The 605-nt window shown below is 45.1% G+C and carries 2 pseudogenes; one reads left to right on the top strand and one right to left on the bottom strand.

Annotated elements, in window-relative coordinates:
• Window positions 1-221 (top strand): annotated as a pseudogene (locus R7093_RS26495) (TetR/AcrR family transcriptional regulator); the annotation flags it as partial.
• 73 nt (window positions 222-294) lie between these two features.
• On the opposite strand, the pseudogene R7093_RS26490 reads toward R7093_RS26495, so the two are convergent.
• Window positions 295-605: pseudogene (locus R7093_RS26490) on the bottom strand (hypothetical protein); the annotation flags it as partial.

Here is a 605-nt window from a genome sequence, read left to right as displayed (position 1 = left end):
AGGTGATTTGGGATTTGGATTATTACCAGTCATTTAACCAAGCTTTGTTTCAATCTGCGAGCGTAGGTTCTGTTCTTGAAGACAAAATGCCGTTGATTTTTGACTGCTACTTCATGACGCTAATCGCACATTTAAGCCGAGCAGAACCGGATGTTGAAGCTGCGCTTACAGATCTTCATGCTAAGTTTCAGCAAATCATTCCCATTGAATCACTTGGCTAATGGCTAAAAGTCGTATCTGAGATCCAGCATTTCAAACAACATTGGTTTGGATGAAGCCTTCTTGTTAGAGCGTTCAAAGGTGCACAGGAGCGTTTACCGAGCGGTTGATTGATTCGGCTATGCTATCGACGCGAGACAGGTCGATCTCATCCTCCCCAACTTTTGGTGGTGATTGCATGGCTGAGTAGTTATAGAGAAATCGATAAATCGCTTGCCACTGTTTAATGCGCTGCAAACTCAAGTGGGCAGCGTAGCTTGGTGGTAACCATTGGGTATAACGGTTCCAAAACTCGCTGTTCCAATTTGGGTGTGTCGGGATTAATTCGTCTATCGATTCCGATGGTCTTGCGCTTTTTTGAGTCAGCCAACCCATCCCCACTTGCC

This window comes from Vibrio sp. 1580 (assembly GCF_033340055.1).
This window is presented reverse-complemented; position numbering and strand designations above follow the sequence as displayed.